The 14,001-nt window shown below is 45.7% G+C and carries 21 protein-coding genes; 3 read left to right on the forward strand and 18 right to left on the reverse strand.

Features of this window, described 5'->3' with window-relative positions; all coding sequences use genetic code 11:
* Positions 1-70 precede the first annotated feature (70 nt).
* The 10 genes from HV261_RS23485 to HV261_RS23530 all read right to left on the reverse strand — a co-directional run bounded on the left by HV261_RS23485 (position 71) and on the right by HV261_RS23530 (position 6,329).
* Positions 71-601 (reverse strand): hypothetical protein, encoded by a 531-nt coding sequence (locus HV261_RS23485; protein ID WP_007372158.1) that lies wholly within the window; start codon positions 599-601, stop codon positions 71-73.
* A gap of 82 nt (positions 602-683) precedes the next feature.
* The gene (locus HV261_RS23490; protein ID WP_007372157.1) at positions 684-1,136 is read right to left on the reverse strand and encodes a hypothetical protein; all 453 of its coding nucleotides are present in this window, start codon (positions 1,134-1,136) and stop codon (positions 684-686) included.
* A gap of 12 nt (positions 1,137-1,148) precedes the next feature.
* Complete coding sequence (locus HV261_RS23495) at positions 1,149-1,454, reverse strand: hypothetical protein (RefSeq protein WP_032941601.1); 306 nt, start codon at positions 1,452-1,454, stop codon at positions 1,149-1,151.
* Positions 1,455-1,459: 5 nt separating this feature from the next.
* Positions 1,460-1,987 carry a hypothetical protein gene (locus HV261_RS23500; RefSeq protein WP_007372155.1) on the reverse strand — a complete coding sequence of 176 codons (528 nt, stop codon included), beginning with the start codon at positions 1,985-1,987 and terminating at the stop codon, positions 1,460-1,462.
* 79 nt (positions 1,988-2,066) lie between these two features.
* Positions 2,067-2,951: a hypothetical protein gene (locus tag HV261_RS23505; protein ID WP_007372154.1), complete on the reverse strand. Its 885-nt coding sequence runs from the start codon at positions 2,949-2,951 to the stop codon at positions 2,067-2,069.
* Between the two features lie 199 nt (positions 2,952-3,150).
* Complete coding sequence (locus HV261_RS23510; protein WP_020996135.1) at positions 3,151-3,552, reverse strand: hypothetical protein; 402 nt, start codon at positions 3,550-3,552, stop codon at positions 3,151-3,153.
* A gap of 90 nt (positions 3,553-3,642) precedes the next feature.
* Complete coding sequence (locus tag HV261_RS23515) at positions 3,643-4,104, reverse strand: hypothetical protein (RefSeq protein ID WP_009653863.1); 462 nt, start codon at positions 4,102-4,104, stop codon at positions 3,643-3,645.
* A gap of 383 nt (positions 4,105-4,487) precedes the next feature.
* Complete coding sequence (locus tag HV261_RS23520; RefSeq protein ID WP_008786801.1) at positions 4,488-4,823, reverse strand: PerC family transcriptional regulator; 336 nt, start codon at positions 4,821-4,823, stop codon at positions 4,488-4,490.
* A gap of 8 nt (positions 4,824-4,831) precedes the next feature.
* On the reverse strand, positions 4,832-5,149 hold the full coding sequence (locus tag HV261_RS23525) for a hypothetical protein (RefSeq protein WP_020996134.1): 318 nt from the start codon (positions 5,147-5,149) through the stop codon (positions 4,832-4,834).
* A gap of 109 nt (positions 5,150-5,258) precedes the next feature.
* Positions 5,259-6,329 (reverse strand): phosphoadenosine phosphosulfate reductase domain-containing protein, encoded by a 1,071-nt coding sequence (locus tag HV261_RS23530; protein WP_007372151.1) that lies wholly within the window; start codon positions 6,327-6,329, stop codon positions 5,259-5,261.
* A 205-nt stretch (positions 6,330-6,534) separates the two neighbouring features.
* Between HV261_RS23530 and HV261_RS23535 the strand changes: the two genes are divergently transcribed.
* Positions 6,535-7,232 (forward strand): IS1 family transposase gene (locus HV261_RS23535; RefSeq protein WP_223429336.1). Its coding sequence is split into 2 segments (ribosomal slippage): positions 6,535-6,784 and positions 6,784-7,232, totalling 699 coding nucleotides; the frame shifts between segments, so codons are not numbered across the junction.
* A 311-nt stretch (positions 7,233-7,543) separates the two neighbouring features.
* Complete coding sequence (locus HV261_RS23540; RefSeq protein WP_007372150.1) at positions 7,544-8,533, forward strand: hypothetical protein; 990 nt, start codon at positions 7,544-7,546, stop codon at positions 8,531-8,533.
* A gap of 26 nt (positions 8,534-8,559) precedes the next feature.
* Here the strand turns inward: HV261_RS23540 and HV261_RS23545 are convergent, their stop codons facing one another.
* The 5 genes from HV261_RS23545 to HV261_RS23565 all read right to left on the reverse strand — a co-directional run bounded on the left by HV261_RS23545 (position 8,560) and on the right by HV261_RS23565 (position 11,063).
* Positions 8,560-8,964, reverse strand: a complete 405-nt coding sequence (locus HV261_RS23545) for a hypothetical protein (protein WP_008786799.1) — start codon at positions 8,962-8,964, stop codon at positions 8,560-8,562.
* A 326-nt stretch (positions 8,965-9,290) separates the two neighbouring features.
* Entirely contained in the window at positions 9,291-9,842 is a 552-nt protein-coding gene (locus tag HV261_RS23550; protein ID WP_007372149.1) for a LexA family transcriptional regulator, read from the reverse strand.
* A 29-nt stretch (positions 9,843-9,871) separates the two neighbouring features.
* A complete protein-coding gene (locus tag HV261_RS23555) occupies positions 9,872-10,108 on the reverse strand; it encodes a hypothetical protein (RefSeq protein ID WP_007372148.1) in 237 nt (78 codons plus the stop codon).
* Positions 10,109-10,185: 77 nt separating this feature from the next.
* Positions 10,186-10,476 (reverse strand): hypothetical protein, encoded by a 291-nt coding sequence (locus tag HV261_RS23560; protein ID WP_007372147.1) that lies wholly within the window; start codon positions 10,474-10,476, stop codon positions 10,186-10,188.
* A gap of 185 nt (positions 10,477-10,661) precedes the next feature.
* Positions 10,662-11,063: a hypothetical protein gene (locus HV261_RS23565; protein WP_008786797.1), complete on the reverse strand. Its 402-nt coding sequence runs from the start codon at positions 11,061-11,063 to the stop codon at positions 10,662-10,664.
* A gap of 356 nt (positions 11,064-11,419) precedes the next feature.
* Here HV261_RS23565 and HV261_RS27810 point away from each other — a divergent pair, with 356 nt between their 5' ends.
* Positions 11,420-12,103 (forward strand): hypothetical protein, encoded by a 684-nt coding sequence (locus tag HV261_RS27810; RefSeq protein WP_008786796.1) that lies wholly within the window; start codon positions 11,420-11,422, stop codon positions 12,101-12,103.
* Positions 12,104-12,188: 85 nt separating this feature from the next.
* Here HV261_RS27810 and HV261_RS23575 read toward each other — a convergent pair whose 3' ends face one another.
* The 3 genes from HV261_RS23575 to HV261_RS23585 form a co-directional block, all read right to left on the reverse strand.
* The gene (locus tag HV261_RS23575) at positions 12,189-12,680 is read right to left on the reverse strand and encodes a GNAT family N-acetyltransferase (RefSeq protein ID WP_000217395.1); all 492 of its coding nucleotides are present in this window, start codon (positions 12,678-12,680) and stop codon (positions 12,189-12,191) included.
* 170 nt (positions 12,681-12,850) lie between these two features.
* Entirely contained in the window at positions 12,851-13,108 is a 258-nt protein-coding gene (locus HV261_RS23580) for a helix-turn-helix domain-containing protein (protein WP_001333498.1), read from the reverse strand.
* A gap of 288 nt (positions 13,109-13,396) precedes the next feature.
* A complete protein-coding gene (locus tag HV261_RS23585) occupies positions 13,397-13,975 on the reverse strand; it encodes a hypothetical protein (protein WP_020996130.1) in 579 nt (192 codons plus the stop codon).
* Between the last annotated feature and the right edge of the window lie 26 nt (positions 13,976-14,001).

Below are 14,001 nucleotides of genomic sequence, written 5' to 3' on the forward strand. Positions count from 1 at the left end.
CAATTTTTGAAACCTGCAATGAAAATACATTGTGTTTCCATTTTGTTTACCTGAAAAGAGACGAAATGTATTATTGCTTGAGATGCCTTTTTGCCATACGTTTTAGGGTTTGGAGTATTGTTTGGTAAGCAGCGAGTTCATTTTTGTACTCAGCAATCTCCGTCTCATTCTTAACATAGTCGTTTTCAAGCTTAGCTATAGTATCAGTGTATTCTTGCATACTCTGTTCAACTTTTTTTGTTGCTGTACGAAACGCAGCGCTTTTAGTCGTTCTGATACCAACGGGGAATGTTTTCCCGATTTCCACGTCATGTTTATAGAAACTGCTGATGCTTGTATTCCAGACGCTTGGCTTTTTGTCGCTAGGCCGAATTTTGATAAATGTGATTCCAGGGATTTTATCCACAAGAAAAACAGTTTTTTCACTGCCTTCTGCCGCATTCTTTTTCATTCGAATTGTTTTTACGCCAACTTCTATTAATTCGACGCTGGTTTTTATTTTCGACGGGTTGTCTACGTCCATATCAATAAATACCCGCCAGCATGACTGGCCCTCTTTTATCGATGAAGGACACGCTTGTGGAAAATGGTCTTTGTACATGGTAAACCCCAACAACCTGAAATATGTAGGATAAAGATTAAGGGCATTTATGCTGCTTACGAAATTCGGGGCGACTCACTAATCACAGGGTGCGCTGGATTGACTCTGCGGCCTGTTGCCTTAGTGCGTTGCTGATACCAATTGCTTCAGCGAGATAAGCAAGATTATCCACCAGCACACATCGTGTCCCGGAACTGAGATCTCCAGTTACTCCCCAGCGGAGCATTTCACCAGGAGCCGGTTCATAATTATCCAGTTCACACTCAGGAAGGTCTACTGGCTCTCCCAGATAATCAATTAAGACCGGCCTGATATCGCTATATTCGGCATCAATACCAAGTGGCAGATCTTTCCTGACATATTGCCTCAGAACAAATAAATCCCTTTCGCTACATTGAGGGAAAATTCCAACCGGCAAGTTTGTGATAAGAATAGCTGCACCTTTTGAATCGCCAATTTCCTGAACGAGTTTTGCGGCGCACCAGACCGCCCCCTTCAGGAACTCCAGATTTTCATGCGATTGCTGTAATGACATATAACCTCTTTCTTATTGTCTGGCCCGCTTAAATCCATCGTTGCCATATGATTTAAAATACTCAGTAAACCCCTTATCGCTTTCACGAGTGTCGGCTGCGGCTTTCGAATTTGCCTCTTGCATGTCTCTTTCGCCTTTTTCCTGGCTGAGTTTCATGAAAGTCTTAATGTTATCGTCATTAGGGTCAGCCAGTACTTTCTGATAAGCCTTCTGGTAGCGCTCATCCAGGCTTAACCCTATTCCGAGACTCTGGCATCCGCTAATGCCGGTTATGAAAGCAATGATCAGAAACTTTCGTAGGTACGCACATTTCATCATTACTCCTACCGGGATGACCCGAGCATTTTGTTCCAGGCCGTAATCAGTGACTGAATCCCAGAAGTGGGCACAGGAGCAACCCATTTACAGCAGCTGAACCACAGGCGGTTAAACCGGTGAGGCATTTTCGTGATGTAGTTTTCCTTATACTCAAAGTTGTATTTATCACCAACGATGCGCGGAACTTCTTTGCAGAACGGACAGCGTTGAGCACCCGCGCTCATTTCAGGAACGATGATGAACTCGGTTTCCCCCAGCGTATCTGGATCCCACGGTTCGCGTTCACGCCAGCATGTGCCTTCTGGGAGCACGATATTCTCGTCGCATACGATGTATTCAAAGGTGGGAAATAACAGTTGATGAACACCGTGTTTACGCCAGCGCACTAACGCCAGAAACTCAATATGTTCTGAGCTATCGGCTTCCCGGGGAACAATAAAACGGTATACACCTGCTTTAGTCGGTAACCCTTCGCCCCGGATGCCAACTGGAGTCCAGCTTGGTTCTGTTGAGATACGGCGTAGTGCAGTCATAGTTACTCCCATTAAATTTTCTTCGTTCAATTTCCAGAATGAATCGATCTTTAAATCACTCTAACGGTAACTATTCCGATTACGAAATTCCGTTACCTTTAGGAATGATCGTGTTAACAGCCAGCATTGCATTTTTGAAGAAGTGTGCATTGCTACTTCTTAACTTAACAGAAGCATTAGAACTGACCGGGCTCAATGCCAGTAATGCGGTGCTGCGTCCCAGCCAGCGATAATATGAGAATAAACCCCACGAATTCAGGAATTCTCGTTTCATAATTGACATCAATTCAGATCTATCAGTCTGGTTAACTTTTGGGAACGTAATGAAAACTGCGCTATCCGGGTTCCGGGACAACCAACTGAAAACCTCTTCATTGGTGTAATAATACTTACCTTGCGTAAACACTCGCCCATTAAATCCTAATCGCACGACTGAGGACGGTATAATGTTATGGCAATAATCGAGCATGGGATATCCCATTTTCATCTGAGCGATATCAATGCGATTATCGCTCGGAATGCTTGCAGGTGCATTTGCATTTTTGAAACCGCGAGTACTGATCGAGTAATGACCGTCATCTGCATTCTGATAAACCCAGAATGGCTTGCAATACTCTTCTGAGTCTATAGCGGCTGTAAGATACGCTTCATCATAACTTTCAAATAACTTTTTTACTTTAGTCTGGTGGTCTGCAATATTTCTGGATTGAAGGTCTGGCCTGATTTTTAAAGGAATAGAATACACCGGTTCAAATGCCTTGACCGTATGGCCAGAACTCGTATGGTTTAGCAAATACCCAACCCACTCACGTTGAATTCCTTTTCCTATATACTCGCCGCTGTTCGCCCCTGCGTTGGTATCAAAACGCACGATAGATGTTCCACGCGCAGAAAGCATATTTTCAAATTCAGCACGGATAATGTTGGTATTTTTGCTAGTTAACGAATTCTGGAGATCATGCATATGTAGCCACCATTCATGTTTCAGCTTCGACTCTCACTATAATCACATGTTGAAATTTATTGTTACAGTGAGAATGAGGACGTTTTGCACCCAAAAATAAATAGCTTTTTCAACCGCAATTTGTGGGCATAAATGGTTTTTCTTAGCGTAAAAAAATAGCCGACTATGTCGGCTATTGTGACGATTCAACAGCTGGTGGTCAGAAAATGCACATCGAGGCGTATGCCGTCTTCTGGGAAACTTCAGTAGGGTTACGACCAATGAAAATACTACGGTTATTTTCTTTCTCGCTACGCATGAAGCGGTAGAGGTGGATGGCTACTCCATGAGCTTTCTGCACATCACGTCGGTGCAGCACAAGGTGCATTCTTTTTGGTGGTATGTGTGGGAAACGTTTCGCCAGAATTTGTCCAAGCACGTTAAGTGATTCACTGTTCTCGCGTAGCTGGTAAAGGTCTTCCACGATGAAAAAGATGTTATTCCCCCTGTCGAGTTCGTCAGGTACGGGGCACACTTTTAATCGGCACTCGATGACTTCACAACTCCAGTCACGATGAGGCAGAGACATGATGATGTTTTCTTTCTGCAAGACATTCGACATAAATCCCACCTCACGGTAAAAGCTGTATCAGTTTAACTCCCAAAACCCTTCGGCTGTGGGTTCTGCATTACGCACCGGCTCTCAGATTCCTTAAGGCTTTGATCCAGTATTATTCTTGAGAAATTTGAGTTCAGAACTACCCGGCTTCCCTTTTTGGGCCGTCTTGATAAATTCCCGCTCTTTGAAATACCACCGTTCAACAATTTGTGAAGATAGCGTATTGGATTCCAAGGCATAAGCCTGCAACTCCCTCCATGCAGCTATGTTATGCGGTTTGTATTTTGCCAGCTTAATATCCAGTTCTTCTTGCCAAGATCTGGCGCGTTTTGTAAAAACCTTTCGACCCAGCATTGGGAAAACCAAGAGCCCTGCTATATTGCCGACGAACTGTACAGACCAGTCAGAGGTTATGTAAAACCATATCCCGGCATTAACCGAAACCAGAACCAATAACCATGTTCCATACGCTCGCTGAAATGGAGGGAAGCAGTTATCTCGCCACATTCGAATACTTTTTCCAATGCTGTTCAGCAGGTTTTCGTTTGTTTTCATCAGTTATCTCTGTTCCTCTTCAGCATAGGCCGTTTGTATCAATTCAAACCTGTTCACCCTGACTACTTGAAGAACTATCTGATCGGTAATGCACCTAACCGGCGTAGTGCATCAGTAACCTCGTCTATGCCGAATAAAGACATTGGCGGGACTTTATCTCCAGAGATTGAGCAGGCTGTACACAATGCATTGTATGAGCTTACTCGTTCACGATGTAGAGACTGAAGGCTTACGATCAACAGATCTCGCTCTGGGCCCGTGGTAGCTCCTATAAGGTCAAATAAACTTTGTTTAACCACTTACGTAATCCTCCGTCAAAATCAGTCAAGAGTGCGCTCATTCTCCTCAGTTTCATTTTTTAATGAACGGAAAAGGTCGACAAATCAGGCGGTATTAAAGACACCATCGTCTTTTAGTCCCATCCGTGTGTATACATCATTAATATGCTTGTGAATATATTGAAGATCACTTGCCTGCTCATGCTGTCTGATACGGTCTTCATGGCGAGAATTGGATAACCGAATGCAACGTTCCCGTTGTTCAACAATGTACTCAGTACACTGGGTATGTTCAAACATGACCTCTCCCCATTGCCTGGCAGCGCGGAGATACAACCCTCTTTCTTCCAGGTCCCGGGCAAGTATCACCGATTTGGTCGCTGGTATCTGGTACATTTCTTCAGCGAGCAGGAACGCTGCTGCACATTTTCTTTGTCCCATATCTACCTCTACCCTTTGTATAGAGTCGACATCTGGGCAGAAGTGAATGAGATTAACTCTTCAACCTGCCATTCGCTGATACTCTCCTGGTGGATAACCGAGTCCAGAAGTGAGCAGAAGACCCGACCTTCACAGAAGGCATCGAATAAGGTTTGCCAGGCACCGGCGAATCGCCCGGCCAGTTTACTTCGCTGACGTTTACTGCGGCAGCGATGCAATTCTTGCTGAAACAAGGATTCGTTTTCCGCACTGCTTTTTTCATGCAGAGCATCCCATAACTGGTTGAACCGTGTTTCAGTACAATTTCTGGCCGTTACCATCGTCATAATATTTCCTTCAGAGGCGGTTAAGCCTGTATCAATGTTGCTATTTGATATCTATTTTCCACGTAATATTCAGGTGACGAAATCTCAGCTATAAATCGCTGATGGCTAATTAGTCTGACCCGCATTTCTCCCGGTTGTACGCCCCACCAGGTAGCACCCATTCTTTTGACATGTTAATGACGGGCAATGTATAGACCGGATTTACCGCTTGCAGCAGCGCTTCCTCATCCGTGATATTAATAGGAGAAATATTCTGGCTTAGATCCAGAACATTTATTCGTTTACGACTGATAGTGACCCCAAAGCGGTTTTCATAGTTGGCCATTGCGTGAATACGCTCGGGGAAATAATGTTTGATGGTTGCCCATATGCGAGCACTGTTGTATATACACGTTAAGCATGAACTGCGACCCCATCCAAGACGATACGGTACTGGGGCTGTAACACGATGTTTTGCTAAAATCTCCCAGACTTGTTCTTCAGACCATTCAAGTACTGGCCTCCAGGCATCAACTTGTCTTTTTTTGCAACTGCTGGTATGTGGCTCCAGTTGTAAGTAATTGAATCTATTAGAGCTTTCCGCTCTCCTTTCCCCCGTAATAAAAAGCACCTTTTTTCCGTCAAAGCGTCTCTGATTTGTGAGTGCTCGCCGACCAACATCAATTTTTAGTGCTGATGAGCACCAACGTGTTTTAAGGCTTGGTGATTGCTGAGGGAACCGAAGTCGCGTGGCGGGAGTGCTTCGCTGGATATCACGTTCCGCGATTATTAATCCATCTGGGGTTTCGATACATTGCGGGCGACTGTAGCCATTCTCTTTCAGCATCTCACCTTCCATTCCTCCCTGAAGCCAGGAGAACATCAACGGTATCTGAAATGTTGAAGCTATTTTGCGGTTGTAGTCGGCCATAAATGGCCAGTCCATTAAAGTACTTCCCTCGCGGCCATCAACATCGTGATGCCAGAGTTCCACCCTGGACAGATCGACCCCGATGTCAATTAAGTGGAGAAGGCAGGCTATGGAGTCTTTTCCGCCGCTAAGGCAAATGATTATCACGTCATAGCAAGATATGTCGATATCTGGAGCGTTCCTGTACGTTTGTCCTGATAGTGGCGTGGTGATGCCTGCTATGCTACTCAGTGCAGGAATAATAAAGTTATCGTCGATTAAATCACTCACTTGCCGCGCTCCTGCTCTGAAGTGAATTTGTCAGAATCGCAGCAAGTCTAGTCTCGCCTAATGATGAGGCCAGATCTGATAGCGCTAGTTTACCTGCTGCTTCCATACCAAGTGCCTTTACTCGACTGGTATCAAGAACTGCAATTCTTTGGTGATGCTGCCAACTTACTGATTTAGTGTATGATGGTGTTTTTGAGGTGCTCCAGTGGCTTCTGTTTCTATCAGCTGTCCCTCCTGTTCAGCTACTGACGGGGTGGTGCGTAACGGCAAAAGCACTGCCGGACATCAGCGCTATCTCTGCTCTCACTGCCGTAAAACATGGCAACTGCAGTTCACTTACACCGCTTCTCAACCCGGTACGCACCAGAAAATCATTGATATGGCCATGAATGGCGTTGGATGCCGGGCAACCGCCCGCATTATGGGCGTTGGCCTCAACACGATTTTACGTCACTTAAAAAACTCAGGCCGCAGTCGGTAACCTCGCGCATACAGCCGGGCAGTGACGTCATCGTCTGCGCGGAAATGGACGAACAGTGGGGCTACGTCGGTGCTAAATCACGTCAGCGCTGGCTGTTTTACGCGTATGACAGGATACGGAGGACGGTTGTGGCGCACGTCTTCGGTGAACGCACTCTGGCCACACTGGAGCGTCTTCTGAGCCTGCTGTCGGCCTTTGAGGTCGTGGTATGGATGACGGATGGCTGGCCGCTGTATGAATCCCGCCTGAAGGGAAAGCTGCACGTAATCAGCAAGCGTTACACTCAGCGCATTGAGCGACATAACCTGAATCTGAGACAACATCTGGCAAGGCTGGGACGGAAGTCACTGTCGTTCTCAAAATCGGTGGAGCTGCATGACAAGGTCATCGGGCATTATCTGAACATAAAACACTATCAGTAAGTTGGAGTCATTACCAATTCTTTGGCCTGTTGCCTTACAGACAAGCGCATATCGACATACGCTTAATGTGCGATGGATGATGAATGAGAACATTTGATTGTCGATTTGTGCGCTGAATTTGCAGATCACATTTACTTTATGCGTCAACCCATTCTGGATTATGATTGTTGCAACATCGTCTTTAGGCATATCTACCTCCGGCTTTTTACTAAGCCTAATACGACGCTAACAGCTGACGAAATTTGCTTACAGATATAACTTTCACTGCAAATATCGTGTTATGAGTGACTGATTACTGCTTTGGAGACAGAATGGATTTTTCTAAAACTACTGTAGTGAAACCCGGTTTAATTGGTGATAACAACGCGTATTGGGCGATGCACTTTTGCTCAATTATTGAAACCCTTTATGATAATAACCGGATGAAGGTACGTTTTAATTCCCCTCTCATGGGGAAACATACACCAACAATGAGAAACCTAGTTTCATTAGCTGGTGAAGGATATTTTTCTTTAATTAAAGATCAGTTCAGAAACTTCGGTCTACAAAATTTGCTCTGCCACTATCTGATGAGTTATGAAGGTAGAGAAGTCTTAAATACTATACTTATTAATTTGTCTGATTATCGCAATGTCGATATCCTCGCTAATATGAGCCAGTTTGGTGTATTCATTAGCTGCCGTGACTTTAGAAGTGGCACTAATTTTGCGGTAGAGCATAATCCTTATCTACTTGGCCATGAGAATGTCTTTTATAATTCAGTTTATAATAGCTTAAAGTTTGCAGATCTATGCATTCTTTTCCGTATGAGAACGAATCCTAACCAAGAATCAGCTACTTTGTTTGGCATTCTTGGAGAGGTCGAAGGAAACAATGGTCAGGACTTGAAGAGACCGGCCTTCTGGGGAAGGAAAGGTTTGTATTTGTCTTTTGGTATTGGAGTCAATCCTAAACCCAAGGGGGAAAAACGTTCTAATCAATTTCAGCTTAATGACTGTACTTGCCAGTGGGTAAACGCTGCTGATGGTTATAAATTTGTCGCTATTTTTGAGTCAGAACACCATCTTGTTACAGATTATCTCGATGCAATAGGTACTATTGAACACCTTAATAAATTTGGCCCCAACCATCCTTTTCTAACACATTATCCAGCTCGGCACATTCTAAACATTGTGAGAGATGGCTGGGATAAATCAGTTGATATATTGATTACTGAACTGCGACGTTATCTTGCGCCTAACGAATTAGCTTCGCTAGGAACAAATCCAGTAATACCCTTTATACCCTCATTCAAACATTAAAATAAATGGGGCTACGGCCCCATTTTTTACTCACGATATAAGATGTAATAACATTTTCTGACCTGCATACTGTTGTTCAGGTAACCACAAAGTGCTTCACGACCATCCTGACTACGACCTATCCATAGGCCAGCCAAGCGTTTATCTGGTTGCTCAGACAGTATGAAAATTTTGCTGTTAATAAGACCAATGAATGGGCGTTCTACTCCCTGGGGGACTACAAAATTCCCCAGCGGTTTGTAACTTTCCAGGTTCAATACGATCGCAGCTGTCTGGTCACTGGAATTGTCAGCATCGTCCTGTTGCTCGCTGGCAGCAGGTTGTTGGTAGTTTTGAGAAGGCTGCTGAGCATAGAAATCGTTCGGATCGATCGATTCTGCGCTGGTTATGAAGGGCAATAGTGCTAAAAGGCCAAAAACAGCTTTTTTCATATGTCCACCATAGGGTTATGCGTTTAAATATGATTAGGCTATCAGTACCAATGCTGTCAGGCTAAAAACAATGGGGACAAATTGAGGGCTTTTATGTTGTGTTTATTGCTATTTTTGTCCTGCAATAGCATCTATTTCACACAATACACAGTGACATTTAGCTGGTGGCTCAAGTCGTTCGAATTGCGTCAGATTATGCAGACGTAATCGAGGTATACGTCTGACAGCATGATGGCCACACGAAAGTTCAAGAAACCAGATTCGTCCGTTACGGCTCCCGTCCTGAACCTTTACGTTTACAACTTCTCTCCATATGCGAATCATGGCTAACCTTCTGCCGGGCTCGGTGGTTCATCGTTGTCCTGGGTAATTTTAACGTAATCACCCTGATTGATAACGATTACTTCATTAAGATGAGGGCTGTAACGTACCCTCTCTACTTCGTCGAGATAGTCCACATGTCTACGCGCCTTGTTATTCGAGAAGCCGAGCGCTTTCCCTATTGCGTGAACTGATGGCCCACGGCCACCATTTCTGTTCATGTATTTTTTGACATACGTGATGATTGCTTTCCTGTCACTGGTCATGTCCGGGAGTTCGGCAATGTCATCATGACCTTGTCCTTTCGCTACGCGCAGCGTCATAGACTTTCTTTCACCATCGATAATGATTCGTCCCTGGTCATGCAACTGCCGGATACGCCGGGAAACGAGCCCTTTTGAATACCCCAGAGAAGAACAGATCTGCTCGTAAGACGGTGCTGCACCCTGCTCTTTGATTTCTGTCACAATGAAATCAAAGAGCCTGTCCAGGTGGGCATTTGCTTTTGGGGCGTTCTGTGCTTTTCCAGAAACACTACCGGCGTTGTCTTCAGTCATATCCCTTCCGTCCAGTTGGTGGTTGTTAATTAATGCGGGCTATCGACGTTCTTCGTCGAACTGAGACTAAAAGGCACGACGTCCGCTTTTACATCAGTTAAGGAGTGATTACCGCAGAGTTGCCCTTTAACTTTAGTCAGGCCCACCAGCGCATCCTCAAGCAGTTCTGATTCCTGAGATGTCACATTACTACCCAGTTCCATACCGATTTTTTCGCCCGCGTCCTTGAGGATACTGATAGCACGATCGATAGATTCACTGTACATAATCGCCACCTTGTTCGTTTTGTTAACATAGCCAATTAGTGCGTGTTCAGCTATAGCTGAGTTGTTTTATCACCTGTTTATGCGGCCCTTTTTCTTGCCAGGCAGCGAGCTAAAACCCGTTCCCTGGCTTCATGCTGCTCATCGATACAAAGCTGAATTCCCAACCCCAGGATGTAACGCTCCTGAAGTTCTGCCGGATGGAGGAAATTGAGCGCGGTGAAACCAGCTGGCACGGAACCATATTTGGCCAGGCTGTCTTCGTAACGTCGCTGGGCTATTTCACAAATTAAGTTATATTGAGCAATAGCTGCCTCACGTCCAACTTGATTGAATATTTCAACCGCCAGGACTTCCGAACATGTCTGCATTTTTGCATCCGTTTTGTTTACCTGACATCAGTATCACCCCGATGTGCTGGCTAACGAAATTTACGGATAGATGAATGTAATGAGGGGAATAGAACGTAATGGAATGTTTATACTGAACCCAAATTATGGGGAGCTTGATAATCAAATGTGGAAGTCTGTTGAGAAGCAGACTTCCAGACTTGGTATTAACTGGTTTTCTGACTATTAAGCCAGCTGATTAGCTCATCTTGCGTGTCAAAAGACGCGACAAAGGTCTGCTCCTGATCAGGACGTTGTGCATCCCTTATCGCTCTGAATGGAGCTTCACCGCTATAGTAGAATATTGGCTCCGCACGGCGTTTGACCCATGCTGATTGCTCGCGCTCTGCGAGCTCGCAGGCTTCTTCGTAATTGTCCGCTACTCCCAGCACTGTCGAACGATCCCAAGCTCCTCCATTCAGGCATCGAACAGTGATTTTCCCGTCCGGGCAAGTAATGCCATATGGATGATCCCACCAGGCATCAAGCTGAGACTTTGAGCGCTTTTCATTAGGTGTATCGTCGAAGTTTTTAGGTAATACCGGATTAAGGGGTATGCAGTTTGGCACTTGGATTCTCCCTGTAGCCTGAATCTACAAATAGGCAGTAAGCAATGTTCGTCAGGTTAACATGTACCTCCTGTTAGGTAATTAAGTACTTCGTTCCATTTTCGATATTCGCGTTATCTGACTCATTTTCTCCGACTTCAGGAGATCTCCATGCTGCTACGTAAGCCATGTGAATCAGGCTTGTTTTTCGCCCCGCTTTGACCCCATTTCCATGATGTTCTCAAACCTCGCGCTGTTACAGTAGGACAACTGCTACTGACGAGGTGAATATGACCAGATACCTTGGATACTGCGCCCTTGCGCTCCTTACCGTCCTGCCGACCGCTTCGGTATATTCTGCTGTACAGAATGATACAATGGGCCTATACGCTCCCGATCCCAGCTACACACCTGACATCCAAAATTCAGCACCTGTAACGCCTTCTCCGGGGGATGACAGTCTGTACAGTGATGACGTACCCGATTCATCTACCGCTCCAGAAAGCACCATTACCCCCCTGAATAGCTTTGATGTTATGTCTTTTTCTATAGGGCCGGTAAGCCTGCGGATGACAGCTTCTGAAGCGATCACTGCTATCACTGACAAACTTGGCCAGTCTGCTGGTGAAGAAATTCAAAAGCGCTACAGTAACAACTCATTGAATAGTATTTTCTGGGGAGATGCTCACCAGGAGACGGTGGTCTATTTTATCCCCGATACGGCAGTTGACCCCATTGAGCCGGTGGCTTACAAAATCCGCTTTTCATTCAGCAACCCTGATCTCTTACTGAAGTCGGCGATCGAGAAATATGGAGAGCCTTCAGTCTCTGATGCCCAGAGAGGTCGTTATATCTGGTGCAAGGCACTGGCGGAGAAAACGAATAAGTGTGATGACAGTAAATCTGAGCTTACGCTGACAACGCGAGAAGTTGAAGACACTGGCATCCTGACTCTCAGCGACCCAACGGTCTCATTTGATGCCTCGCGGACTGCAACGGCCACCCCGGATAAAGACCAGGCTGCGACTGAAGATAACCAGGGGCCATTGCCACAGCTCTGAAGTCGTCCGTCGCTGTCCAGCATCCTTTTGCAGGATTACTAAACCGACTGAATTCGTCAGCCGGTTTTTTTATCTGAATTTTACATTAGCGTCTGAAAGTACGCTTTCCAAACGGGCTTATCTCTTTGACGTGAAAACCCGCATTAGTCAGCATCCTGGCCATGACAACTGATGCAGGAAGACAGGATGCCTCCACTTTATGGCCGGGAGTAGCATCCAGAATACTTTGCAACATGGAGCGCCCAAATCCTTTTTGTCTTTGACTCCTGGTAACACCAAACATCCTGATTTCCAGATGTGAAGCAAGTCCATTTGCACCATTTTTGCCCGTCAGTAGGGCAAAACCTATCGCTGCGCCATTATGTTGAGCATCAAAGACAAACAAGAAATCGGCGCAATTCTCTCCCCGTTCCCGCCTGGCAATGGCTTCTGAGATCTGACTTTCGAACTGAGACAGTCCGTCATCATCATCAAAGTTAAAATACCCATCCCGCATACCGTCGCGAATCACCGCTATGATAAAGGGAACATCCTGTTTGGTTCCAAAGCGCATTTCAGGGGCAGATAACACCGTCATCAGTTTGTCTCTCGTAACCGTTATTATTCCATCAATTTGATTACATGGAGGTAAAGAGGTCAATAGAAATGAACGGGGTATTTCGCTGATGACCATTTGATCGGTGTTAGTGGTTTCAGTAGCAGAGCCAGGAGGTATATAAGGCCAGCAAAAATGCCAGCCTTTTTCATTTAAACCGGTTTTCTTATGATTCTCTTGATCGGCATTCCTGCCTTATCAAAATATCGGGTTGGCCATATTTCTTGAGGTTCTTCACCAATTGCATTAGCGATGATGATCTCGCCTCTAGGCCAGTCACGTGTCAGTGCATTTGCCAGAGTGCTGCTTGAAAGACCGTTAGCCCTACTCAGTGAGGCAAGTGACAAACCTTTCTTATGTAGCGCAGCTATGATGTCTGCCTTATGCCAGTCCTGTTTTTCCATCTCCATTTCCTTTGGTGGTGAATCGGAACATGGTTTGCAGTACCAGCTAATGACGACTGGCGAGCCGTAAGGCTCCCACGCCCCGACCCACCATTGACAAAAAACAGGCGAGCGAGTGCGAACCGTTCAAGTACATGAACGGCGTGTCATTAGTCGGGGCTGCAAATCCCCACTCTTACGATTTAGTAAGGGCTACAACAGTTTACAGCATTTAAAGGGTGTATCAGAAGTGTTAATGCCGTAAGTTTGCGAGTCGGTTTGAAATTCAGATAATAACTATGCTTAATGGCCTGTTCAGGAAAGCACTTCGATGCTGTTCATATAGCCAAAGCCGAATATCCGCTTTCTGCCGATCCCGAAAGCGTATGCCTGTTCAAGTGCGCCGACATCTTCAATCACGCATTCAGCATCGTACTGGCTCATCGGTACAATGATCTTGTGGGATGTACGGCCAACGCTCCCGGGCTTAATAATATGGAACTTGGTGCTTCGAACGATACGTAACCGTCCACAGATCACTCCGGCCCGTTCCAGGTGATAGTGGATATAATCCGGGAGTTCATGGGCAGGTGGACAAATCTCTCTTTTCCGGCCTCCAGCTTCCTCGCGTCGAATAGTGGCCAGCGAGCCGCAGATTCGAATTTTCTGGCCAGACACAAACATGATTTCCTTCATGACTTCGCCAGGGAGCCCGAGTGCAACAGCCGTTCTCAGAACAACCTGGGTGTCGGAGGCACTTTGTTTGCGAGAGTAGAAGGTGTATGGGAGTCGCGACCCAGAACGTTCCTGGACTACCTTATCCAGTTGCTGGTGGATCCCATACACGTCACCTGGGGCGATTCTGAACCTGAGCGCACATTCAAAGTATTTCACGCCACATTCCTTGCTGAACATAATGA

This window comes from Citrobacter sp. RHBSTW-00671 (genome assembly GCF_014103415.1).
GTDB lineage: Bacteria > Pseudomonadota > Gammaproteobacteria > Enterobacterales > Enterobacteriaceae > Citrobacter.

What these genes read in the sequence shown, in the direction of transcription:
- HV261_RS23545 (WP_008786799.1), bottom strand. Translation starts at nt 8,964, where the DNA reads ATGAAAAAAGCTGTTTTTGGCCTTTTAGCACTATTGCCCTTCATAACC.
- HV261_RS23490 (WP_007372157.1), bottom strand. Translation starts at nt 1,136, where the DNA reads ATGTCATTACAGCAATCGCATGAAAATCTGGAGTTCCTGAAGGGGGCG.
- HV261_RS23495 (WP_032941601.1), bottom strand. Translation starts at nt 1,454, where the DNA reads ATGATGAAATGTGCGTACCTACGAAAGTTTCTGATCATTGCTTTCATA.
- HV261_RS23500 (WP_007372155.1), bottom strand. Translation starts at nt 1,987, where the DNA reads ATGACTGCACTACGCCGTATCTCAACAGAACCAAGCTGGACTCCAGTT.
- HV261_RS23575 (WP_000217395.1), bottom strand. Translation starts at nt 12,680, where the DNA reads ATGACGGTGTTATCTGCCCCTGAAATGCGCTTTGGAACCAAACAGGAT.
- HV261_RS23505 (WP_007372154.1), bottom strand. Translation starts at nt 2,951, where the DNA reads ATGCATGATCTCCAGAATTCGTTAACTAGCAAAAATACCAACATTATC.
- HV261_RS23485 (WP_007372158.1), bottom strand. Translation starts at nt 601, where the DNA reads ATGTACAAAGACCATTTTCCACAAGCGTGTCCTTCATCGATAAAAGAG.
- HV261_RS23515 (WP_009653863.1), bottom strand. Translation starts at nt 4,104, where the DNA reads ATGAAAACAAACGAAAACCTGCTGAACAGCATTGGAAAAAGTATTCGA.
- HV261_RS23510 (WP_020996135.1), bottom strand. Translation starts at nt 3,552, where the DNA reads ATGTCGAATGTCTTGCAGAAAGAAAACATCATCATGTCTCTGCCTCAT.
- HV261_RS23520 (WP_008786801.1), bottom strand. Translation starts at nt 4,823, where the DNA reads ATGGGACAAAGAAAATGTGCAGCAGCGTTCCTGCTCGCTGAAGAAATG.
- HV261_RS23580 (WP_001333498.1), bottom strand. Translation starts at nt 13,108, where the DNA reads ATGGAGATGGAAAAACAGGACTGGCATAAGGCAGACATCATAGCTGCG.
- HV261_RS23555 (WP_007372148.1), bottom strand. Translation starts at nt 10,108, where the DNA reads ATGTACAGTGAATCTATCGATCGTGCTATCAGTATCCTCAAGGACGCG.
- HV261_RS23525 (WP_020996134.1), bottom strand. Translation starts at nt 5,149, where the DNA reads ATGACGATGGTAACGGCCAGAAATTGTACTGAAACACGGTTCAACCAG.
- HV261_RS23560 (WP_007372147.1), bottom strand. Translation starts at nt 10,476, where the DNA reads ATGCAGACATGTTCGGAAGTCCTGGCGGTTGAAATATTCAATCAAGTT.
- HV261_RS23550 (WP_007372149.1), bottom strand. Translation starts at nt 9,842, where the DNA reads ATGACTGAAGACAACGCCGGTAGTGTTTCTGGAAAAGCACAGAACGCC.
- HV261_RS23540 (WP_007372150.1), top strand. Translation starts at nt 7,544, where the DNA reads ATGGATTTTTCTAAAACTACTGTAGTGAAACCCGGTTTAATTGGTGAT.
- HV261_RS27810 (WP_008786796.1), top strand. Translation starts at nt 11,420, where the DNA reads ATGGGCCTATACGCTCCCGATCCCAGCTACACACCTGACATCCAAAAT.